The 20,759-nt window shown below is 68.8% G+C and carries 24 protein-coding genes; 13 read left to right on the top strand and 11 right to left on the bottom strand.

The window, feature by feature from the left end; all coding sequences use genetic code 11:
* Positions 1 to 49 precede the first annotated feature (49 nt).
* From paaK to ACXJLH_RS18985, 4 genes are all read right to left on the bottom strand, one after another.
* Positions 50 to 1,348: a phenylacetate--CoA ligase PaaK gene (paaK, locus tag ACXJLH_RS18970; protein WP_457445730.1), complete on the bottom strand. Its 1,299-nt coding sequence runs from the start codon at positions 1,346 to 1,348 to the stop codon at positions 50 to 52.
* Positions 1,345 to 1,773, bottom strand: coding sequence for a hydroxyphenylacetyl-CoA thioesterase PaaI (gene paaI, locus ACXJLH_RS18975; protein WP_457445731.1), 429 nt, complete (start codon positions 1,771 to 1,773; stop codon positions 1,345 to 1,347). Before paaI ends, paaK begins: the two co-directional genes overlap by 4 nt.
* Complete coding sequence (locus ACXJLH_RS18980) at positions 1,773 to 2,576, bottom strand: enoyl-CoA hydratase-related protein (RefSeq protein WP_457445732.1); 804 nt, start codon at positions 2,574 to 2,576, stop codon at positions 1,773 to 1,775. The genes paaI and ACXJLH_RS18980 overlap by 1 nt, the downstream gene beginning before the upstream one ends.
* 74 nt (positions 2,577 to 2,650) lie before the next feature.
* On the bottom strand, positions 2,651 to 3,592 hold the full coding sequence (locus ACXJLH_RS18985; protein ID WP_056195223.1) for a carbohydrate kinase family protein: 942 nt from the start codon (positions 3,590 to 3,592) through the stop codon (positions 2,651 to 2,653).
* Positions 3,593 to 3,664: 72 nt separating this feature from the next.
* On the opposite strand from ACXJLH_RS18985, the gene moaA reads away from it, so the two are divergent.
* Genes moaA through ACXJLH_RS19000 form a run of 3 tightly spaced genes read left to right on the top strand, consistent with a single transcriptional unit; the run spans position 3,665 to position 5,847 of the window.
* The gene (gene moaA, locus ACXJLH_RS18990) at positions 3,665 to 4,777 is read left to right on the top strand and encodes a GTP 3',8-cyclase MoaA (protein ID WP_056195220.1); all 1,113 of its coding nucleotides are present in this window, start codon (positions 3,665 to 3,667) and stop codon (positions 4,775 to 4,777) included.
* Positions 4,770 to 5,330, top strand: coding sequence for a molybdenum cofactor guanylyltransferase MobA (mobA, locus tag ACXJLH_RS18995; protein WP_457445733.1), 561 nt, complete (start codon positions 4,770 to 4,772; stop codon positions 5,328 to 5,330). The genes moaA and mobA overlap by 8 nt, the downstream gene beginning before the upstream one ends.
* A 16-nt stretch (positions 5,331 to 5,346) precedes the next feature.
* A complete protein-coding gene (locus tag ACXJLH_RS19000) occupies positions 5,347 to 5,847 on the top strand; it encodes a GNAT family N-acetyltransferase (protein WP_056195214.1) in 501 nt (166 codons plus the stop codon).
* Here ACXJLH_RS19000 and ACXJLH_RS19005 read toward each other — a convergent pair.
* Positions 5,833 to 6,405, bottom strand: coding sequence for a YceI family protein (locus ACXJLH_RS19005; RefSeq protein ID WP_056195211.1), 573 nt, complete (start codon positions 6,403 to 6,405; stop codon positions 5,833 to 5,835). The genes ACXJLH_RS19000 and ACXJLH_RS19005 overlap by 15 nt on opposite strands.
* Before the next feature lie 136 nt (positions 6,406 to 6,541).
* Between ACXJLH_RS19005 and ACXJLH_RS19010 the strand changes: the two genes are divergently transcribed.
* The 5 genes from ACXJLH_RS19010 to ACXJLH_RS19030 all read left to right on the top strand — a co-directional run bounded on the left by ACXJLH_RS19010 (position 6,542) and on the right by ACXJLH_RS19030 (position 10,467).
* Positions 6,542 to 7,081 carry an Mpo1 family 2-hydroxy fatty acid dioxygenase gene (locus ACXJLH_RS19010; protein ID WP_457445734.1) on the top strand — a complete coding sequence of 180 codons (540 nt, stop codon included), beginning with the start codon at positions 6,542 to 6,544 and terminating at the stop codon, positions 7,079 to 7,081.
* A 346-nt stretch (positions 7,082 to 7,427) separates the two neighbouring features.
* Complete coding sequence (locus ACXJLH_RS19015) at positions 7,428 to 8,441, top strand: 2-dehydropantoate 2-reductase (protein WP_457445735.1); 1,014 nt, start codon at positions 7,428 to 7,430, stop codon at positions 8,439 to 8,441.
* Between the two features lie 85 nt (positions 8,442 to 8,526).
* Positions 8,527 to 9,105, top strand: a complete 579-nt coding sequence (locus tag ACXJLH_RS19020; RefSeq protein ID WP_457445736.1) for a cysteine hydrolase family protein — start codon at positions 8,527 to 8,529, stop codon at positions 9,103 to 9,105.
* The gene (locus tag ACXJLH_RS19025; protein ID WP_457445737.1) at positions 9,098 to 10,075 is read left to right on the top strand and encodes a GlxA family transcriptional regulator; all 978 of its coding nucleotides are present in this window, start codon (positions 9,098 to 9,100) and stop codon (positions 10,073 to 10,075) included. The genes ACXJLH_RS19020 and ACXJLH_RS19025 overlap by 8 nt, the downstream gene beginning before the upstream one ends.
* A 146-nt stretch (positions 10,076 to 10,221) precedes the next feature.
* Positions 10,222 to 10,467, top strand: coding sequence for a hypothetical protein (locus tag ACXJLH_RS19030; RefSeq protein ID WP_457445738.1), 246 nt, complete (start codon positions 10,222 to 10,224; stop codon positions 10,465 to 10,467).
* Between the two features lie 53 nt (positions 10,468 to 10,520).
* Here the strand turns inward: ACXJLH_RS19030 and ACXJLH_RS19035 are convergent, their stop codons facing one another.
* The 3 genes from ACXJLH_RS19035 to ACXJLH_RS19045 form a co-directional block, all read right to left on the bottom strand.
* On the bottom strand, positions 10,521 to 11,660 hold the full coding sequence (locus tag ACXJLH_RS19035; protein ID WP_457445739.1) for a serine hydrolase domain-containing protein: 1,140 nt from the start codon (positions 11,658 to 11,660) through the stop codon (positions 10,521 to 10,523).
* 10 nt (positions 11,661 to 11,670) lie between these two features.
* Positions 11,671 to 13,827, bottom strand: coding sequence for a TonB-dependent receptor (locus tag ACXJLH_RS19040; protein ID WP_457445740.1), 2,157 nt, complete (start codon positions 13,825 to 13,827; stop codon positions 11,671 to 11,673).
* 109 nt (positions 13,828 to 13,936) lie between these two features.
* On the bottom strand, positions 13,937 to 14,944 hold the full coding sequence (locus tag ACXJLH_RS19045) for an AraC family transcriptional regulator (RefSeq protein ID WP_457445741.1): 1,008 nt from the start codon (positions 14,942 to 14,944) through the stop codon (positions 13,937 to 13,939).
* A 262-nt stretch (positions 14,945 to 15,206) separates the two neighbouring features.
* Here ACXJLH_RS19045 and ACXJLH_RS19050 point away from each other — a divergent pair, with 262 nt between their 5' ends.
* The 4 genes from ACXJLH_RS19050 (at position 15,207) to ACXJLH_RS19065 (ending at position 17,330) form a co-directional block, all read left to right on the top strand.
* Positions 15,207 to 15,650 carry a hypothetical protein gene (locus ACXJLH_RS19050; protein WP_457323881.1) on the top strand — a complete coding sequence of 148 codons (444 nt, stop codon included), beginning with the start codon at positions 15,207 to 15,209 and terminating at the stop codon, positions 15,648 to 15,650.
* 107 nt (positions 15,651 to 15,757) lie between these two features.
* Positions 15,758 to 16,525 (top strand): TerC family protein, encoded by a 768-nt coding sequence (locus ACXJLH_RS19055; protein ID WP_056195180.1) that lies wholly within the window; start codon positions 15,758 to 15,760, stop codon positions 16,523 to 16,525.
* 29 nt (positions 16,526 to 16,554) lie between these two features.
* Entirely contained in the window at positions 16,555 to 16,932 is a 378-nt protein-coding gene (locus ACXJLH_RS19060; protein WP_457445742.1) for a DUF1801 domain-containing protein, read from the top strand.
* Positions 16,932 to 17,330 (top strand): hypothetical protein, encoded by a 399-nt coding sequence (locus tag ACXJLH_RS19065; protein WP_457445743.1) that lies wholly within the window; start codon positions 16,932 to 16,934, stop codon positions 17,328 to 17,330. Before ACXJLH_RS19060 ends, ACXJLH_RS19065 begins: the two co-directional genes overlap by 1 nt.
* On the opposite strand, the gene ACXJLH_RS19070 is transcribed toward ACXJLH_RS19065, so the two are convergent.
* The 3 genes from ACXJLH_RS19070 to ACXJLH_RS19080 all read right to left on the bottom strand — a co-directional run bounded on the left by ACXJLH_RS19070 (position 17,331) and on the right by ACXJLH_RS19080 (position 19,573).
* Positions 17,331 to 18,173, bottom strand: coding sequence for an urease accessory protein UreD (locus ACXJLH_RS19070; protein WP_457445744.1), 843 nt, complete (start codon positions 18,171 to 18,173; stop codon positions 17,331 to 17,333).
* Complete coding sequence (ureG, locus tag ACXJLH_RS19075; RefSeq protein WP_056195175.1) at positions 18,163 to 18,807, bottom strand: urease accessory protein UreG; 645 nt, start codon at positions 18,805 to 18,807, stop codon at positions 18,163 to 18,165. Before ureG ends, ACXJLH_RS19070 begins: the two co-directional genes overlap by 11 nt.
* Before the next feature lie 79 nt (positions 18,808 to 18,886).
* Positions 18,887 to 19,573 carry an urease accessory protein UreF gene (locus ACXJLH_RS19080; protein WP_457445745.1) on the bottom strand — a complete coding sequence of 229 codons (687 nt, stop codon included), beginning with the start codon at positions 19,571 to 19,573 and terminating at the stop codon, positions 18,887 to 18,889.
* A 353-nt stretch (positions 19,574 to 19,926) separates the two neighbouring features.
* Here ACXJLH_RS19080 and ACXJLH_RS19085 point away from each other — a divergent pair, with 353 nt between their 5' ends.
* Positions 19,927 to 20,754 carry a hypothetical protein gene (locus ACXJLH_RS19085; RefSeq protein WP_457445746.1) on the top strand — a complete coding sequence of 276 codons (828 nt, stop codon included), beginning with the start codon at positions 19,927 to 19,929 and terminating at the stop codon, positions 20,752 to 20,754.
* The last annotated feature ends 5 nt before the right edge of the window (positions 20,755 to 20,759 follow it).

The following is a 20,759-nucleotide window of genomic DNA, read 5'->3' on the forward strand; positions in this document are numbered from 1 at the left end:
TCTGAATTCCTCCGTGTCTCTGTGCCTCTGTGGCTGTGTTTTGCATTCATCACTTCTTGCGTTGATCGACGACGCGGCGGGCCTTGCCCACCAGCGTGCGTTCGATGGAATTGTTCGGCTCGACCTGGATGGTCGCCGTCACGCCGATCAGGTTCTTGATGCGCTCCGACAGCCTACGTCCAATGCCGTCGTCGGTGGCGCCCAGCGCCAGCTCGCAGCGGATCAACAACTCATCCAGCGGCCCGTTGCGGCTGACCACGAGCTGGTATTGCCCGCCCAGGCCCTTCTCCTGCAGCACCAGCTCCTCGACCTGGGTCGGGAACAGGTTGACGCCGCGGATGATCAGCATGTCGTCGCTGCGGCCGACGATCTTGCCCATGCGGCGCATGCTGCGCGAGGTGGGCGGCAGCAGGCGCGTCAGGTCGCGCGTGCGGTAGCGGATGACGGGCATCGCTTCCTTGGACAGCGACGTGAAGACCAGCTCGCCCTCGCTGCCGTCGGGCAGCACCTCGCCCGTCTCGGGGTCGATGATCTCGGGGTAGAAATGGTCTTCCCAGATGACCGGCCCGTCCTTGCTCTCGATGCACTCGCTGGCCACGCCCGGGCCCATCACTTCGGACAGGCCGTAGATGTCCACCGCGTCGATACCGGCGCTGGCCTCGATGTCGCAGCGCATCGCCTCGGTCCAGGGCTCGGCGCCGAAGATGCCGACCTTCAGCGACGACTCGCGTGCATCCAGCCCCTGGCGGGTGAACTCCTCCACCAGCACCTGCATATAGCTGGGCGTCACCATGATGATGTCGGGCTTGAAATCGGTGATCAGCTGCACCTGCTTCTCGGTCTGGCCGCCGCTCATCGGGATGACGGTGCAGCCCAGGCGCTCAGCGCCGTAATGCGCACCCAGGCCGCCGGTGAACAGGCCGTAGCCATAGGCCACGTGCACCAGGTCGCCCGCGCGGCCACCAGCGGCGCGGATGGAGCGCGCCACGAGGTTGGCCCAGTGGTCGATGTCCTTCAGCGTGTAGCCGACCACCGTGGGCTTGCCCGTCGTGCCGGACGAGGCGTGGATGCGCGCCAGTTGCTGACGCGGCATCGCGAACATGCCGAACGGGTAGTTGGCGCGCAGGTCGTGCTTGGTCGTGAACGGGAACCTGGCCAGATCGGCCAGCGTCTTCAGGTCGCCCGGATGCACGCCTGCCTCGTCGAACTTGGCCTTGTAGTGCGGCACATGGTCGTAGGCGTGCTGCAGGCTCCAGCGCAGGCGTTCGAGCTGCAGGGCCTGCAGTTCGTCGCGGCTGGCGGTTTCGATGGCTTCGAGCTCTCCGGGGCGCGGACCTTTGACCGTCATGCTTCGAACACCTTTCTGTCGCCCAACCGGTATGAGCGGCCACGGAACACGGCGATGAGATCACCGTCCTGGTTCTTCACGGTGATGTCGTAAAGCCCCGTGCGGCCGGCCAGCGATGTTTCCTCGGCGGTGGCGGTCAGCACATCGCCGAGCCTGGCCGACTTCAGGATATCGATGCCAAAGCCGGAGGCCACCGTCAGCGCATTGCGGCTGTTGCAGGCAAAGGCAAAGGCGGAGTCCGCGAGCGTCGCGATCAGGCCGCCGTGGCAGATGGCAAAGCCGTTGAGCATGTCGGCGCGCACGGTCATCGTCGCGACGGCACGACCCGGCGCGACCTGAACGATCTGCATGCCGAGCATCCGGGTCGCGGCATCGTCCGCGAGCATCACGTCGCGAACCTTCTCGGCGGTCGCTTGCGCATCCATCAACGGTCCTTGAACTCGGGCTTGCGCTTGTCCATGAACGCCGCCACGCCTTCGAGATAGTCATGCGAAAAGCCGAGCTGGCTTTGCAGCGCCGCCTCGAGCTTGAGGGCGGGCTCGAAGTCGAGCTTCATTGCTTCGTCCAGCGCGCGGCGCGTCTCGACCAGCGCACGCGTGGGCATGCCGGCCAGCTTCTGCGCGATGGCCATGGCGGTGTCCTGCAATTCGGCGTCGGGCACCACGCGCGAGATCAAACCCAGCCGCTCAGCCTCCACCGCCTTGAGCTTGTCGCCCAGCAACGCCAGCTCCAGCGCCTTGGCACGGCCCACCAGCCGCGGCAGCAGCCAGGTACCGCCGCAGTCCGGCAGCAGGCCGATCTTGGAGAAGGCCTGCAGGAAGCTGGCACTCTCGCCCGCCAGCACGAGGTCGCAGCCGAAGGCCATGTTGGCGCCAGCGCCGGCCGCCACGCCGTTGACGGCGGCCAGCACCGGCACCGGCATGCTGCGCAGCCGCAGCGCCAGCGGGATGTAGTAGTGATCCAGCATGTGGCCGATGTCCTTCGGAGCCGCACCGGGCTCGCGGCTGGGCGCCACATGCGGATCGGCCAGATCCTGGCCGGCGCTGAAGGCGCGGCCGGCGCCGGTGATCAGCACGCAGCGCGTGGCGCTGTCCTCGGCCGCCGCTTCCAGTGCCTGGCGGAGCTGGCCCAGCATGGCCGCAGTGAAGGCATTGAGCGCCTCGGGGCGGTTCAGGCGCAGCAGGCGCACGCCACCATGCTGTTCGATCTGGATCAGGTGTTCGGACATGGAATTTCTCTACCGACCGGTCGGTTAATCGTAGGAGCCTACGGGATTGGGATCAAGTAGTGCCAGGGAAAACCCTAGTCTTTGGCGATCTCAACGCGGTCCGCGAGCGCAGTGACCAGGGCTGGCCGCGGCGGCGCAAAACCGGCCACCGTGCAGGCGGCAGCCCCGGCTGCCAGAGCCCACCGCAGGTGATGCCCGGCTGGCGCACCGGCATTGCGCATCAGGCTGTCCAGCAGGCCGGCCAGGGCCGAATCGCCGGCGCCAACGGTGTCCACCACGTCCACTCGCGGCGGCCGGCCCGTGGCCTCCTCGACACCGTGATACAGCGTCGCCCCCACCTCGCCGCGCGTCAGCAGCAGCCAGGCACCAGGGTTCCAAGCGGCGATTTGGGCCAGGCCTGAGCGGTAGTCAGGCACGCGGAACAACCCGCGCAGGTCCTCGTCGGACACCTTGATGACATCGGCCAGCCGGCACATCTGCTCCAGCGTGTCGTCGTAGCTCGCGTCCATCGGCGGCGCGCGGAAGTTGGGGTCGTAGCTGATGAGACGACCCTCGCTCTTCAGCGCCTCAGCCAGTGACAGCAGCCGCCCCGCCAGCGGCTGGCGCACCAGGCCCAGGCTGCCGAAATGGGCCCAGCGCAGCCCACGCGTCCAGCCCATGGGCAGGCCTTCGGGGCGGAAATGCAGGTCGGCGCTGTCGTGGCCGATGAAGAAATAGCGCGGCGGGTCGACCTCGTGCACCACAGCCAGCAGCGGCGGCCGTGCCAACTGCTGAATGAAGCGCATGTCCAGGTTGGCCTCCTGGCTGCACTGCCAGATCTCGGCACCGAAAGGGTCCTGGCTGATGGCACCGGCAAAGGCACTCAGCTGGCCCAGCGTCGACATCGCGACCGCCACATTCCAGGGCGAACCGCCGCAGGCGCTGCGCCAGCGGTCCGGCCCGATGCGGATCAGATCGGTCAGCGCTTCGCCAAACGCAATGAACTGCGGCAGGTCGGGGTGAAGGATCTCGGCCATTCGTGCCGATTCAAACGCGCCCGGGCAACCGCCGCAAGTGCCAGGAGATTCGCCCGCTGACACAATCCCGGCATGACCGCCCGCGTGATTCCCCTGCACGACGCTCGCTCGCTACGCGTCGAGCCGCCGGCCTTGGCCAGCCAGACCGGTCTCCCACTGGCCGACGTGCTAGGCCGGCCGCTGCGTGACCTGCGCATCTCGGTCACGGACCGCTGCAATTTCCGCTGCGGCTACTGCATGCCGAAGCAGGTTTTTGACAAACACCATGAATTCCTGCCCCATGCCGATCTCCTCAGTTTTGAGGAGATCGAGCGGCTGGCCCGGGTCTTCGTCGGCCTGGGCGTCGAAAAACTGCGCATCACCGGCGGCGAACCGACGCTGCGCCGCCACCTCGAAACCCTGATCGGGATGCTGGCCCAGCTGCGCACGCCCGATGGCCGCGAGCTGGACCTGACGCTGACCACCAACGGCTCGACGCTGGTGAAAAAGGCGGCCAGTTTGCGGGCCGCCGGGCTGAAGCGCCTGACCGTCAGCCTGGACGGGCTGGACGACGCCGTCTTCCAACGCATGAACGACGTCGGCTTTCCCGTGGCGGACGTGCTGGCCGGCATCCACGCGGCGCAGGCCGTGGGCCTGGGGCCGATCAAGGTCAACATGGTCGTGCAGCACGGCGTCAACGACGACCAGATCCTGGCGATGGCGCGCCACTTCAGGCATAGCGGCATCGTGCTGCGCTTCATCGAATACATGGACGTCGGCGCCACCAACGGCTGGCGCATGGACCAGGTGCTGCCGAGTAGCGAGGTGCAGCGGCGCATCGCGGCGGAGTTCCCCATCACGCCGCTGTCGCACAGCGCTCCAGGCGAGACGGCCGAGCGCTGGGCCTATGCCGACGGCGCCGGTGAGATTGGCTTCATCTCCAGCGTGACCCAGGCCTTCTGCGGCGACTGCAACCGCGCCCGGCTGTCGACCGAGGGGCGGCTCTACACCTGCCTGTTCGCCCATCGCGGGCATGATTTGCGCGGCCTGCTGCGTGGTGAGGAATCGGTCACCGACGGGCAACTCGCCAGTGCCATCGCCGGTGTCTGGAGCGGCCGCGCGGACCGCTATTCGCAGCTGCGCGGCCAGGGCGATCCGACGCCTGATGGCGAACGCCGCGTCGAGATGCATTACATCGGTGGATGAGCTTCACGCCCTCGTTCTGGCCGGCGGGCGCGGCTCGCGCATGGGCGGTGCGGACAAGGGCTTGCAGCTGTTGCACGGCCGCCCGCTCGTCAGTCACGTCATCGAGCGCCTGGCACCGCAGGCGCGCCATGTGCTGATCAGCGCCAACCGCAACCTGGACAGCTACCGCGCCTTGGGCCACGAAGTGCTGCCTGACCCGCCTGGGCTTGAGTTCGCCGGCCCGCTGGCCGGCATGTTGGCCGGCCTCGACGCCCTCCCCGACGACGCCTGGCTGCTGACCGCGCCTTGCGACTGCCCTCACCTGCCGCTGGATCTGGCCCGGCGCCTGCTGGCCGTCGCGAAGCCCCATGGCCTCGCCTTCGCCCAGGCCGGGCGCGAACACCCGACCCATGCGCTGCTGCATGCCCGACTGCGCAAACCGTTGAGAGCCCATCTCGACGCCGCTGGTCGGGCCGTGCTCGGCTGGATGAGCGGCCGGCCCCATGGCATCGCACACTTCGACGACGAAACCGCCTTCGCCAACTTGAACCACCTCACCGATCTGCATGACTGAGGCCCATATCCGTCCCATGCTCGAGCCCGACCTGCTCGCCTACAAGGCGCTGCGCGACGCCATGCTGGCCGGCCACCCCGAGGCCTTCACGTCAGACGCCGAGACCGAAGGCCAGCGCGACCTGTCCAGCTACCGCAACCGCCTGGCCGGCGGCAGCAAGGGCGGCACGTTGTTCACGCTGGTGGCGCTGGACGACGCCCGCCTCGTCGGTGCGCTGACCTGCGAACGCGAACCGCGTGTGAAGGTGCAGCACATCGCCCACCTGATCGGCATGATGGTGTCCGACACCCATCGCGGTCGCGGCATCGGTCGGACCCTGCTCATCGCGGCCATCGCCAAGCTCAAGGCCACGCCCGGCCTGGCCCAGGTCACGCTGAGCGTGACGTCCACCAACCGCGGTGCCATCGGCCTCTACGAGAGCCAGGGCTTCGTGCGCTATGGATGTTTGCCGGACGCGATACGCCTGCCCGACGGGCGCAGGCTGGCCAAGGACTTGATGGTTTTACGGCTCGACTAGCTCGAACTGCACCACCAGCGCGTCCTGCACCGCCAGCAGCCCGCCCAGCACGGTGAACGGCTGGATGCCGAAGTCGCTCTGCCGGATGACCACCTCGCCGCGCGCACGCTTGGCTGCGATCTCCACGACGAACCACTGCCTGCGCGTCGCGCCATGCAGGGTGATCTCCGCCTCGACGACGCGCTGGCCGCCCTCGCCGAGCAGCTGCAGCGTGCGCACGACGACCTCCGGGTGGGCCGCCGCATCCAGCGCCTTCAGCAGATTGGCGCGCGTGCCGGCGCGCGCCTCGTTGTCAACGGTGCTGGCAAAGGCCGGCCCCAGGCGTTCACGCAAGGCCTGCGGGTCAATCTCCAGCGCGTCCAGCCGGAAGCTCAGCATCGGTCCGGCCGCCGGCCAGTCCACGCGCAAGTCACCGGTTCGCAGCACGTGGTTGTGGCCCAGGCGCGCCGCCGTGCCGCCGCGAAAGACGAGGATGCGCAGCTCGTTTCCGGTGGCCTCCGCCGTCACGCGGGCGGGCGGCGGGCTGGCGCAACCGGCCAGCGCGGCCAGCGTCGCCATCAGTAACAGACGGCGCTTCGGTGTCGTTTGCACACTCAACTCAGGGGTTCTCCGAGGGATTTTGTAAGCCGGCGCACAACGATGCTGCGCCGTGCTGGACTAGCATAGCCACCATCCTCCTCAACGGAGCCTGCCCATGGCCAGCCTGTTCCGCCCCGCCCTCGACCTGATGGCGCAATACGCCGCCTATCACCGCGACCGCCGCAACATCGCGACCCATTTCGTCGGCATTCCCCTCATCGTCTTCGCCATCAGCGTGCTGCTGGCGCGCGCCGAGTTCTCAGTGGGCGACGCGCCGATGAATGCGGCCATCGTGCTGTGGGCCCTCAGCGCGCTCTGGTACCTGACCCGCGGCAACCTGGCACTCGGCGTGGCCACCACGGTCGTCAACGGCATGCTGACGGCACTGGCGATGATCGCGGCCCAGGGTTCGATGACGAGCTGGCTGGTCATCGGTGTCGGCAGTTTCGTCGTCGGCTGGGTGTTCCAGTTCATTGGTCACTATTACGAAGGCAAGAAGCCCGCCTTTGTCGACGACCTCGTCGGCCTGCTCGTCGGCCCGATGTTCGTCGTCGGCGAGGGCATGTTCATGCTGGGCTGGGGCCGTCCGCTGTTGGCCGAGATCGAACGCCGCGTGGGCCCGACGCATCTGCGCGACCTGGCTCACCCCGTTTAACGTCGCATTACCGTCACGTCGTTTGTGACCGTGTACCTCCGCTATGCCTTCGCTGCGCTTCCTGCCGCAGTCACCTTCGGAGGCTGGCAGCTTGCGGCTTGGGCCTACGTGCACTTCGGCTGCTCGGGCAGCCTTAAAAGCTTGGCTCCATGCTTTGCGGGGGAGGTGAACCTTCTTCCGTGGCTTGGTCTAGGCCTATTCTGGTGTCAGTTGCTTGTTTGGGTGGCAGTACCCATCTCGCTATGGCTCATGCTTCGCGTCTTTGCGCTTCATCATGCTCGGCACTCTGGCTCTGCAATCTAAACCGTTCCAGCCGACTGCCTTCGGCCGCGGCTGAGCGCCAACAATGACCGGCATTCTTGTCATGGGCGCCGGCTCCGTCGGCTGCTTTGTCGGTGGCCTGACCCAACTGGCCGGCGTGCCGGTCCACTTCGTCGGCCGCCCGCGCGTACTGGCCAACCTGCGCAAGCACGGCCTGCGCCTGACCGACCAGGACGGCCTGGACCGCCACATCCCAGCACTCGACCTGCGCCTGCACGAGGAACCGCCCGCCGGCCTCAAGCCCGACCTGGTGCTGCTGTGCGTGAAGTCTGGCGCCACCGCCGAAGCCGCCACGGCCGTGGGCCTGACGCTGCCGCTGGGCACGCCCGTCGTCAGCCTGCAGAACGGCATCGTCAATGCCGATACCGCCCGCGGGGCCGCGCCGCAACTGCACTGGCATGCGGGCATGGTGCCCTACAACATCGCCGAGATCGGACCCGGCCGCTACCACCGTGGCACCGGTGGGTCGCTCGCGGCCGAGGGCTCGGCCGAGGATCTGGCCCTGGCCGCCTGGCAGACGGCCCTGGCCCGCATGGGTATGGGGTTGGAGCTGTATGCGGACCTGGCACCGGTGCAATGGGGCAAGCTGCTGCTGAACCTGAACAACCCCGTCAATGCTTTGTCCGGCCGGCCGCTGCGCGATGAATTGCTGGAGCGCGGCTATCGGCGCGTGTTGGCGGCCCTGCAGGAAGAAGCCCTCAACCTGCTGAACGCCGCGCAGCGCCCGGTCGCCCAGCTCACGCCACTGCCGCCACGCCGGCTGATCACGCTGCTGCGCATGCCGACCTTCATCTTCCGCCTGGCCGCCGCGCGCATGCTGCGCATCGACGCCAAGGCCCGCTCCAGCATGGCCGACGACCTGACCCAGGGCCGCACGACGGAGATCGACGCGCTGTGCGGCGAGATCGTCCGCCTGGCGCGCAGCCAGGGACGCAGCGCACCGCTGAGTGCGCGCATGCTGAACCTCGTCGAGTCCTGGCCCAAGCGCCGCCGGCCGTACACACCGGCCGAGCTGCTGAGCGCTCTAGGTTTGTCCTGAATTGATCCATCTCCGTCTGCCAGCGCGTGGCGGCGGATGCATGATGGCGGAACACTGAAGGCCTCAACCAACAACGAGGCCCACCATGACCACCGCCCTCATCGTCATCGACGTCCAGCACTCCTTCACCCAGCGCTCCAGCTTCGAAACCGACGGCCTTGCCGCCTACCTGGCCGCGCAAAACCGCCTCATCGAGGGCTTCGAGGCCGCCGGTCTGCCCATCGTGCGCGTCTTCCACGTGCAGCCCGATGCGACCGGCGCCGACCCCTTCAGCCTGGAAAGCGGCCATGTGCGCCCGCTCGAAGGTCTGCGCGACTTCAAGGCCGACCTGACCGTGCACAAGACCCGCCACAGCGCCCTGGTCGGCAGCGGCCTGGACGTGTGGCTGACGCAGCAGGGCATCCGCCAGCTCGTCATCAGCGGCATCCGCACCGAGCAATGCTGCGAGACGACGACCCGCCATGCGTCGGACCTCGGCTGGGAGGTCATCTATGTGCCCGAGGCGACACTCACCTTCACGATGCAACACCCCGACGGCTCGCCCCTGACGCCCGCCCAGCTCCGCGCCCGCACGGCGGCCGTGCTAGACGGCCGCTTCGCCCGCATCATGGATGCGGAAGGCGCGCTACGGGCCGTCACCCAAAAGGACGCCGCGATTGCCTGACCCCAAGCAGGTCTTGTTCGTCCTGCAGGACGACAGCCTCGTTCTCGACTGGGCCGGGCCCGCCGAGGCCCTGCGCCTGGCCAGCCTGGAGATCGCCGCGCTGAAGCTGGATGTCGCGCCCTTTGCCCTGCGCTTCGCCGGCACGCGCAGCGAATCCACAGGCTCGGTGGGCATCCAGCTGCAGGCGCTGGAGCCGCTGCCGGAAGATCTGCCCGATGGCAGCTGGATCGTGCTGGTGGGCCGCACCTCGGCCGCGGAGGCGAAGTCGCAAGCGGCCCGGCGCGAACTCGTTGCCTGGCTGTCTCGCCTGGCCCCCGGCCGGCCGGGGCTGCGCCTCGTCACCGTCTGCTCCGGCGCCCTGCTCGCGGCCCAGGCCGGCCTGCTCGACGGCCGCCGGGCGACCACGCACCACCAGCATCTTGGCGACCTTGCCCGCCTCGCGCCCCGCTGCACGGTGCTGCAGGACCGCGTCTTCGTGCAGGACGGCGAGGTGTTCACCAGCGCCGGCGTGACGGCCGGCATCGACCTGGCCCTGCATCTGATCGCCGCGCATGCCGGCGAGCTGGTCGCCGCGCGCGTCGCCGAGCAGATGGCCGTGGCGCTGCGCCGTGGCCCGGGCGACCCCGAGCTGTCGCCTCTGCTGGCCCACCGCCAGCACCTGAATGCGCGCCTGCACCGCGTGCAGGACGCGCTGAGCGTGGCACCGGCCGAGGACTGGCCGCTGGAGCGCATGGCCGACCTCGCCGCGACCACGCCGCGCACGCTGAGCCGCCTGTTCGCCCAATACGCCGGCACCAGCCCCCAGGCCTATCTGCGCGGCGTGCGCCTGGCCGTCGCCAAGCGTTCGCTGGAGGCCGGCGCCAGCGTCAGCGCGGCCAGCGAGGCGGCCGGTTTCAACTCCGAGCTGCAACTGCGCCGCGCCTGGGCCGCGGTCGGCTGGCCGGGCACGCCATCCAGCGCCAGGCGCTAACGCAGGGCCTGGGTGGCGCCGGTTCGTCCCGCGCAATTGCAGTTCATCCGCCCGCGCCGGCGATCCGTCGCCCGGCACTCGCGGCGCCCGGGGTCAGTGACGAAACTGCAATCACTGACACAGCGAACCACCCACCGGAGCCCACCATGAACACCGCCGCCAAGACCTTCATCGTCGCCATCGCTTCCGTCGCCGCCGCAGCCGCTGCCGGTGTGAGCCTGGCCAACCGCACGGCGGCTCCGGCCACCGAGATCGTGAAGCTGGAACGCGTGGTCATCGTTGGCAAGCGTGCCGAAGCGCCGGTGGTGGCCCAGCTGCCGCGCGTCGTCATCGAAGGCCGTCGTGACGTGACCACGGTAGCCGCCGCCCAGACGCCGGTCTGGATCGTCTGAGCCCCACGCTGCCGTCAGTCACCCCACCCGCCGCTGGCGGGTTTTTTCTTTTCCTAGGCGCAACAGGCATAAAGCGCCTGCACCAGCATCGCCGCGTTAGGCCCGCCAACAACACCCGGCGCCATGCGGTTCATCATGTAGGCGAGGCAGAGCCGCCTCTGCACGTCCACCAGCACCAGCGACCCGCCCCAGCCGCCCCAAAAGCAGATGCGCTGCTCGGGGATGAAGGGCAGCGTGGCCGGTTCGGGCAGGCCGTAGCCGATGCCCATGCACAGCGGCACGCCGAGCACGAGGTCGATGCCGCGGGCCTGCACGTCGAAGATGCGATCTACGGTCTGCGGCTTGAGCCAGCGCCGGCCGGCCAACGTGCCCTCGCAGGCAACGATGGACTGCAGCCGCGCCACCGAGCGCGCATTGCCATGGCCGTTGGCGGCGCCGATGTCGGCGCGGCACCAGTCCTCGCGATGGCTGTAGGCCGCGTCGGGCGCTGGGTTGCCCAGAGTGCGCAGCATGGGGCTGTCGGGCGGGATGGCCGAGAAGTCGACCGGCATGGGCGGTGGCGGCACAACGCGGGCCACGCGCACATCGTGCTCGGGCGGCAGGCCGATGTGGAAGTCTGCCCCCAGCGGCCCGGCCAGCTCGCTGGCGAGAAAGGCGCCGGTCTTCTGCCCGGTGATGCGGCGGATCAGCTCGCCGACCAGATGGCCGTAGTTCAGCGCGTGATAGCCCGAAGCGCTGCCCGGCGTCCACCAGGGCGACTGCGCCGCCAGCAGCGCCGTGCTGCGCTCCCAGTCGCAGAGGTCGCCCATGCCCATGGGCTGCTCCCAGCCGCTGACGCCCGAGGTGTGGCCCAGCACGTCGCGCACCAGGATGCCGCTCTTGCCGTTGGCGGCGAACTCGGGCCAGTAGGCGGCCACGGGCGCGTCCAGGTCCAGCTCGCCGCGGTCGGCCAGCAGCAGGGCGCACAGCGAGGTCATGGTCTTGGTGGTAGACCAGACATGGGTCAGCGTATTGCGGTCCCATGGCTGCTGCTGCGCCTCGTCGCGCCAGCCGCCCCAATGGTCGAGCACCAGCTCGCCCTCGATGGTCAGCGCGAGTGATGCGCCCAGGTCGTCGCCGCGCTCGAACAGCGCGTCGAACGCGTCGGCGAGCGGTTCCCAGCGGGGCTGGTGGTGGCCCAGCAGATGCTTCATAGCGGTCTCCTCAGAAGTCGTAGCTCGCGCCGATGGCGAACTGGCGCGGCGGCGTGTAGGTGACCTGGCGGGCGGCGCCCAGCAACGGCGAGGCGATGCTCATGCTGGTGTAGGCCGTCGTGTCGGCCACGTTGCGGACGTTGGCCCAGAGCTTCCAGTGGCCGGCAGCCGGCCGCAATGTGGCGGTGAGGTTCAGGAGGCCGTAGGCGCCCTGCATCGCATCCGGCGTGTTGAACTCGGTGAAGTAGAAGCGGCCGCGCCAGCTGTAGTCGGCGCGCAGCGTGGTGCGCAGCTCGCCCACACTGCCGGCCCATTCAGCCCCGAGCGTGGCCTGCTGCTTGGAGGCCTGCGCCAGTTGGCGGCCGCGCACATTGACCGGCGTTGTGGGGGCGTTGCGCAGGTCGACGTTGGTGAAGTCCGTGTACTTGGGATCCATCAGGCCGAGGCCGACAGACAGCGTCAGCGGCGCGATGGGCTTGACGGCGGCTTCGACCTCGACGCCGTCGATGCGGGCCGCCGACGCGTTGGCCAGGAGGGTGGTCGCCTGGCCGACCTGCGACACCTGCATGTCCTTGTAGCGGCTGCTGAAGACGGCGGCGCTGAGCACGCCGCGGCGCTCCAGGAACTCGGTCTTGAAGCCGAGTTCGATGCTGCTGACCTTCTCCGGCTTGACGAGATTCGGCTGCAGCGCGCCGAGGTTGACGGCGCCCGACTTGAAGCCATGTGCCCAGCGCGCATAGGCCAGGGTGCCGGCGGCGGGCTTGTATTCGATGCCGACGCTGCCCGGCGTGCTGGTCCAGCCGTCGCTCGGGTGGCCGGTGCCGGCCAGACCGAAGGCGGCGATGTTCTGGTACTCATCGGCGCGCTTGCTGTCGTGGTTGACGCGCAGGCCGGCCAGGAGCGACCACTGCGGATTCAGCATGTAGCGCAGGTCGGCATAGGCGGCGCTAGAGCGCGTATGCACGCTGCCACCGAGCAGGAAGCCGACGCCGCCCGGGAAGGGCACGGTCAGCGGCGCGCCCGGCACGAGAAAGCCCAGCGGCACCTGGGTGAGGATGGTGATGTCCTGGCTCTGGTCGAACTGCAGGGCCGTCACGCCGACCAGCCATTGCAGGGGGCTGCCCTCGTCGGAGGCGAGATGGATGTCCAGGCTCTTGTCGGTGCTGCCGGTCAGGAAGCCCGAGGTCGTGACCGCGGCTTCGGTGGTGTCGCTGTCCCAGAGCCGGTCGACCTTGCTGCGCCGCCAGCTCAGGGACGCGCTCAGAGTGTTCGTGCCAATAGGCAATTCCAGCAGCGCCTGCGCCGTGTTGACCTCGACGCGGTTGCTCGAGCCCTGGCTCTTGACGACGCGCGGGTCGCTGCTTTGCGTGACGCCATAGAGCAGCACCGGAATGGACACCGGATCGGGCAGCACCGGCACGCTCATGCCGGCGTCGCGCTCGCGGTAGTGGCCGGCTACCAGGCGCAGCGTGCCCAAGCCAGCGAGACCCGACTGCACCTGTCCCCGCAGTGCGCGGCTGGACTGGTCATCCAGGCGCCGCGGCCCCTCGGCCAGCGGGTTGCGGGTGTAGCCGTCGGCCTCTTTGACCTGGTAGGACAGCCGCCCCTCCAGCCCATCGCTCAAAGGCCCGGAGACAAAGCCTTCGCTCTCGCGCCGGCCGTCATTGCCGAGCAGCAGCCCGACACGCGCCTGCAAGGTGGAGGTCGGCAGCGCCGAGATGATGTTGACCGCGCCGCCGGTGGCATTGCGGCCATAGAGGGCGCCCTGAGGCCCGCGCAGGATCTCGACGCGCTGGGTGTCGAACAGGGCGGTGTTGGAGCTGGTCTGGTCCGACACATAGGCGCCGTCGGCATACAGGGCCACGCCGGGGTCCCCGCCGGCCAGGATGAAGACATTGCCGATGCCGCGCACAAACAGCTGGGTGGCGCCCTGCCCGTTCGTGAATGCGGTGTTGGGGCTGAGCATGACGAGGTCGGCCAGGCCGGTGTCGCCGCGCTCGGCCAGGCGGGCGCCGCTCAGCGCTGTGATGGCGGCGGGCGTGGTGTCCAGCACCGTCACGCGGCGCTCGGCCGTGATGACGACGCGCTCGATCTGGTTGGTTTCAGGAGCGGTCTGGGCCGCCGCCAGCGTGGACGCCGCGGCGAGCGCTATAGGGCTGAGTCTCATGCTCTGTCTCCGGTCGCCGCGTCTGTGTGGCGGCGTAAGAGCATGGTCGCGAGCCCGCTGGCAGTCGGCTATGGCGAATCGGCAGCGCGATGTGCCGAATCGGAACTTCTCAGCCCTTCAGCGTCTCACTCGGTGATTCGCCAAAGCGCTCGCGGTAGCGCGCCGCGAAGCTGCCAAGCTGCCAGAAGCCCCATTGCGCGGCGACAGAGGTCACCGTAACGCCCGGTGCGGCGGAACGCAGCTCCTCGCGCGCCCGGTCCAGCCGGTACTGCTGCAGATAGCGCTGTGGTGACACGCCGAAATGGCGCTCGAAGCCGCTTGCCAGCGCGCGCACGCCGACGCCGGCAGCGCGGGCGATCTCAGCCACCGACGGCGCCTCGGCCGCGTGGGCGTGGATGTAGTCGCGGGCCCGCCGCGTGGAGGCAGGCAGTGCGGCCGGAGCATCCAACCCGCGGGTGTAGTTGTTGGGCCAGGCCAGCAGCAGCTCGAACAGGGCCGCGTCGCGCAGGCCGTCCTCCAGCCGCGCGGCGGCCGCATGCGGGTAGGCCGGCGTGGCGGCCAGGTGGCCGAGCACACGCAGCAGGGCCGCCACCGGCGCGCCGCCGGCCTGGGCGCGGCCCTCGAAGCGCAGCGCATGGGCCATGTCCGAGCCCAGCAGCGCGCGGCAGGCGCTGCCCATGTCGGCGTCCGCCACGCGCAGGTTCAGCAGTTCCATGTCACCCGACATCTCCAGCCCCTGCACCTCGTCGGGCGCGATGACACCGGCATCACCGGCGCCGTACAGGTCGCGCCGGCCGCCACGCCAGACTTCGCCCTGGCGAAGATAGGAAAACACCCAATGCCCATGGGCGCGCGGCATGGCCATGCGGGTGGACGTGCCGTAGCGCACCTCGCCCAGGTGCAGGCGGGCGAACTCGGCGCCGCGCAGCTTCAGCGCCAGGCCGTTCTCGTCGCCGATGCGCAGGGCATGCGGGCCATAGACGCCACTGAGCACGGCCTGGGCCTCGTCGGGGTTGCTGGTCTCACAGACGGCGACGAGGCGCGAGTTGCTCAGCGCGGCATCAACCTCGGCCCCTTGCAGGGGCTGGTCGGCGCTGACGGCGGCGATGGGCAGCATGGCCGGGTTGTAGGCCAATTCCCGGCCCACCGCCATTGGTGCAATGCGTGGACGCGACAGTCACCCCCGAGACAGGCGTGACGAAGCGCATCCCCTAGTTCGAGCCGTCCCCAAGCTGTCCGTGCAACCCGTCGCAATCGCGCCGAACTCGGTGGCCGATTTGCCGCCCCGGTCGCATCGCTGTCCTCGCGGTCGCCCCGTTTCACACACTGCCGCCGCCCGCAGCCTCACGCTGGCGTGCATCAACCCCAAGGAGCAAGCCATGAACTTCAAAGCCACCCTGTGCGCCGCCGCCGCGGCCTTTTCCCTGTGCCTGTCGCTGCCGGCCCTGGCCGAGGATTCCAGCTACACGCCGGGCTCGGTCTGGTTCTTTTCCAACATCCAGATCGAACCGGGTCATTTCGAGAAATACATGGACTACCTCGGCGCCAACTGGAAGAAGGTGCAGGAGCTGGGCAAGAAGGAAGGCATCATCGTCTCGTACCACGTGCTGGCCGTGAACGCCCAGCGCCATGGTGAGCCCGACCTGGTGCTGGCCGTCGAGATCAAGGACTACCAGAACAACGCCCAGCAACTGGCCTTCCAGAAGAAGATCGAAGCCATGCTGGCGGCCGACACGCGCAAGCAGGACGTCGCCGCCGGCGAGCGCGGCGTCATGCGCAAGCTGATCGGCAATATGCAGCTGCAGGAACTTATCCTGAAATAGGCCCCAGGCCCACACCCAAAGCAAAACCGAAGCTTCGTTCAGCCTGAGGCTGTCCGCGGCCGGCAGGGCGCTGGCGACAATGCCCGGCTCACCACGGACCGCCCGCCATGCTTGAACTGCTCTCCGACCCGCAGACCTGGATCGCCCTCGCCACGCTGACCGCGCTGGAGCTGGTACTGGGCATCGACAACATCATCTTCATCAGCATCCTGGTGGACAAGCTGCCCAAGGCCCAGCAGGAAACCGCGCGGCGTGCGGGCCTGTTCGCAGCGATGTTCATGCGCATCGGCCTGCTGATGGTGCTGGCGTGGATCGTCGGCATGGTCGAGCCGCTGTTCAACGTGCCCGGCGTCGAACGGGGCATCTCGGGGCGCGACCTCATCCTCATCGGCGGCGGCCTCTTCCTGATCTGGAAGAGCACCGGTGAAATCCACGGCTCGCTCGAAGGCGAGGACGAAGACACCAGCGCCGGCGGCAAGGCCAAGGCGGCCTTTGGCGCCGTCATCCTGCAGATCATGGTCATCGACCTGGTGTTCTCGCTGGACTCCATCATCACCGCCGTCGGCATGGTGGACGACGTGCGCATCATGATTGGCGCCGTCATCGCCTCGGTCGGTCTGATGATGCTGTTCGCCGGCCCCATCGGCCGTTTCGTGTCCAACCACCCGACCATCAAGATGCTGGCCCTGAGCTTCCTGGTCGTCGTCGGCGTGGTGCTGGTCGCCGAGGGCTTCGGCCACCACGTGCCCAAGGGCTATATCTACTTCGCGATGGCCTTCTCGCTGGGTGTGGAGATGATGAACATCAAGATGCGCCGCAAGTCGGCCAGCAAGGTCAAGCTGCGCCAGCAGATCCCTGGCAGTTCGGGCGATTGAAGCGATGATCCGCGGTCATGGAAAAGCTGATGCGTTTCCCGACCGCGGTCCCGCACGATCCGAACATTGAGGCCTGGATGCAGGCCCATACGGGCGCGCTGGGCGACATTGCCCGGCACTGGTTCGACGCCATGCGCCGCTGCGGCGCCGACGTGCGCGAACTGCTGCATGACGGCCACCCGACCGCCTGCGTCGGCGACGCGGCCTTCGGCTACGTCAATGCCTTCACGGCCCATGTCAATGTCGGCTTTTTCAAGGGCGCCGAGCTGGCCGACCCGGCCGGCCTGTTGCAGGGCACGGGCAAGGCCATGCGCCACGTCAAGCTCCGGCCCGCCGAGCCCGTCGACGAGCCCGCCCTGCGGGCACTGATCGAGACAGCCTGCGCCGACATGCGCAGGCGCCGGTGATGGCGCTGCGCCTGCAGCCGTTCGAGGCCTTCGACGACCTGCCCTTCAGCCTGGGCGTCGAGGACCTGGTCGCAAGGCTGGGGCCGCCTAACCAACATTCCCGCAACGCGGCCGCGCTGGACGAGTACGACTACGGCCATTGCGTGCTGCGCTTCCAGGACAGCGGACGCCTTGAGGAGATCACCCGGCGCGCGCCGGTGCTGCAACTGGGCACGGTCGTCATTCCCTTTGCCGCGCTGGGCGGCTTCGTGCTCGCGCAGGATGCCGACGCCTTCGAGCGCGCCGGCTTTCTCGTCAGCCCGACCCTGGGCATCGCCTTCGTGCCAGAGGAGCCCGACTGGGTCACCGCGCTGGCGCGGCATTGCATTCCGACATGGCGGGCGCTGGAGCAGCGCTGATCAGGTGGCCCAGATGCGCGGGTCTGTGCTCGACAACGCCCACAGCCGCTGGCGCCAAAGCGCCCTCACCCGCCGCAGCGCCAGCGTCACCGTCTCGACTTCGTCGCCGACGACGCGGGCAAGCAGCATTGCGCCGCGCGGGCTGGCCAGATGCGTGACGCCGCTGCGTGCCACGTCGTCCAGCAAGGCGCGGCTGTGGGTCAGCAGCGCGTCCACATCAGCCAGTGTGCCGGTCTGCGCATAGACCAGCGTGCCGAGCACCCGATGGCCGGCCAGGCCACAGGGGCCGTCCATCAGCGCCGCGTCCGTCGCATCCAGCCAGCCACGGTCCAGCCATTGACCGGTGATCTCCAGATGCTGCAGCATCCGGCCGGTCACGAAGGGTTGCGCCGCGGCGGGCAAGCCCAGGCCCAGCACCTCGGTCGCGAACAGGCTGGCGCCCGGCGCGAGGCTGAGCTTCACTTCGTTGCGGGCGATGCAATCCGGATAGGCCAGCGTCTCCTGCGGCAGCCATTCCAGGCGAGCGCCCTCGCCCACCGTGGCCTGCACGACTTGGGCCGCCTCGCCGGCGTTGGAACGATAGAAGCGCGTCGCCGCCGGTGTCGTCACCAGCAGATGGGCACCGGCCTGCACGTCGACGTGGATGTCGAGCCGGTCACCGCCAACCAGGCCGCCGGGCGGATGCACGAGCACCGCGTGCGCGATGGCACTGCCCTCGGGGTAGAGGGTCTTCAGCAGGCGCAGCGGGCCATCGTGGCGGGCATGCACGCGGGTGGCGTTGCCGCCATCGCGCGCCGCGCTCAGCGTCAGGCGCGCCGGCCAGCGGATGGGATCAGCCGACAAGCAGGCCCTTGGTCTCGATGAAGCGCACCACCTCGTCCAGGCCGTCGCGCGTCTTCAGGTTGGTCATGACCCAGGGCTTGACGGGCCGCATGCGGGCGGTGTCACTGCGCATGACGTTCAGGTCGGCGCCGACATGAGGCGCCAGGTCGGTCTTGTTGATGACGAAGAGGTCGCTCTTGGTGATGCCGGGGCCGCCCTTGCGCGGGATCTTCTCGCCGGCGGCCACGTCGATGACGTAGATGGTCAGGTCAGACAGCTCGGGGCTGAAGGTGGCCGCGAGGTTGTCACCGCCGCTCTCGACGAAAACGATGTCGGCGTCGGGGAACTTCTCCAGCATGCGGTCCACCGCCTCGAGGTTGATGGAGCAGTCCTCGCGGATGGCGGTGTGCGGGCAGCCGCCGGTCTCCACGCCCATGATGCGTTCGGGCTCCAGCGCACCGGCCACTGTCAACAGGCGCTGGTCCTCCTTGGTGTAGATGTCGTTGGTGACGACAACCAGGTCCCAGCGCTCGCGCATGGCCTTGCACAGCATCTCGACGAGGGTGGTCTTGCCAGAGCCCACGGGGCCACCAACACCGACACGCAAAGGCGGTAGCTTCTTGGTGCGGTTGGGAATTGCGTGCAAGGGAGTCATGTGAGCCCCCCAACCTGCCGCTGAGCGTCAGGCCCCCCGAGGGGGATAAAAAAACTTGGAGCGGTCCGGCGTTTTTTTGTCATGAGCGGAACAGTCGTGAATATTGATTTTCGTGGCGGGCGCCATGGATGCCGAGCAGCGGCGCGAAGGCCATGGGCTCGGGCGCTGCCAACGCGGTCGCCACGGCTTGCGGGATGACTTGCACGAGGCGTGCCAACAGGCGCTGCCCCGAGGTCTGGCCCAGGGGCACGCAACGCACCGCGGCCTGCATCAGGTTCTCCGCCCAACCGAAGGCGATGGCCTGCAGCGCCGGCTCCAACGCAGCACCGCGGGACGCCGCGACTGCACCCATGACGACGGGCCAGGTCGGCGCCGGTTTGAGCTTTTGCAGCAGGGGCAACACCGCGGCATCGGGCATCAGGCCCTGCATCCAAACCACGAGGCTGCGGCCCATCTGCTGGGCCTGCTGCAGGCTCTCGCTGGTTTCGCGTGTCTGCAGCACCCAGGCATTGAGTTCTGCCAGCCGCGCGCCATCAAGCGCCAGCGTCGCCGCGTGCGCCGCCGCCGCGATCGGCAGCTCGGCGCGCGCCTGCACGAGTTCGAGCTGGTTCAGCAGCCAGTTGCCGGCACTGGTCTCGTCATGCACGACGCCGGCGTCAACCGCGGCCTCCAGGCCCTCGGAATAGCTGAAGCCGCCGACCGGCAAGGCCGGCGAGGCCAGCCAGAGCAGGTGCAGCAGCGAGGTGGGGGCAGCGGGGGTCGGCATGGGGCGATTCTGGCCCCGCCAGACGCACCCAACCTTCGCCATCAGAAGTGGAATGCGACGCCCGCGCCGTAGAAGCGCGCCGAGAGAGTCTGCTTGGGGGTCGTTGCTGCCCCAGCCTTGCAGGTCAGGCCGCGTCCAGTCGGTGGCCACTGGGGGCGACGGCCTGCGGCGGGCGGCGGGCGGCGGGCGGCGGGCGGCGGGCGGCGGGCGGCGGGCGGCATGCTAGTCGCGAGTTGTGCCGTGCTGCAGCCATCGGCGGCACCTAGGCCGCAACGGGAAAATTGCCGACCTACCTGCTACCGCTCACACCGGCGCCGTGCCTACACTGCGCCGCACTTCAAGGAGGCTCAAGCATGCGAGACAAGACAGCGGCCGTCAGACGTCCCGCCCTGGCCGGGCTGTTCGCCGCGGTGCTGGTCAGCGCCACGCCTTGCGCCCAGGCCTGGGAACCACCAGCCGGGGCCAGCGCCCACGAGATCCTGATCGGCGCTCGCAAGGATGCCGACGAGGGCCGCTTCGCCGTGGCCGCCGAGAAGCATCTGTGGTTCCACGAGCACGTGCTGGAACGCGATCCGGCGATGTCGGGCGTGCGCATGTCTTTTGCACTGTCCGACTGGGCCTCGTTGGCGCACCGCTACGCACCCGCCATGACCCAGCTGCTGGCCGTGCGCGACCAGGCCCTGGCACGGATCGATGCCGGCGGCCGCCCGGGCCAACAGGCGCTGGGCGAGGTCATCCACATCAACAACTACCTCGGCGGCCAGAGCGAGTCCACCCGCGACGCCTTCAAGCGCCTCGCCGACCGCGACCCGGTGCTGGCCGAGCGCGACGTGCTCGACGCGCTGCCCGCGCTGATCCAGCTGAACGAGTTCGAGCTCGCGAGCCAGCATCTGCGCGTCGACGCCGTCGTGGGCCGTGTGGAAAGCCTCTACAAGCTCATCCAGGAACATCCGCCGAGCAAGCTCTCGGCCAGCGAGCGGGCCGAGATGCTGCGCTCTCAGCAGCGCGTCATCGACGTGCAGCTGGCCCGCGTGGTGCTGGTGCTCGGCAAGGAACGGCGCGACGCCGAGGCCGAGCAGGTGCTGGCACGCGGGCGAGCCTTGCTGGGCCCTGAAGCCAGCGTCCACCACATGACCCAGGCGTTGCGCGGCGTTGCGCCTCCGGACGACCGCGACGGCTGACGCGC

This window comes from Roseateles sp. P5_E4, from assembly GCF_054049255.1.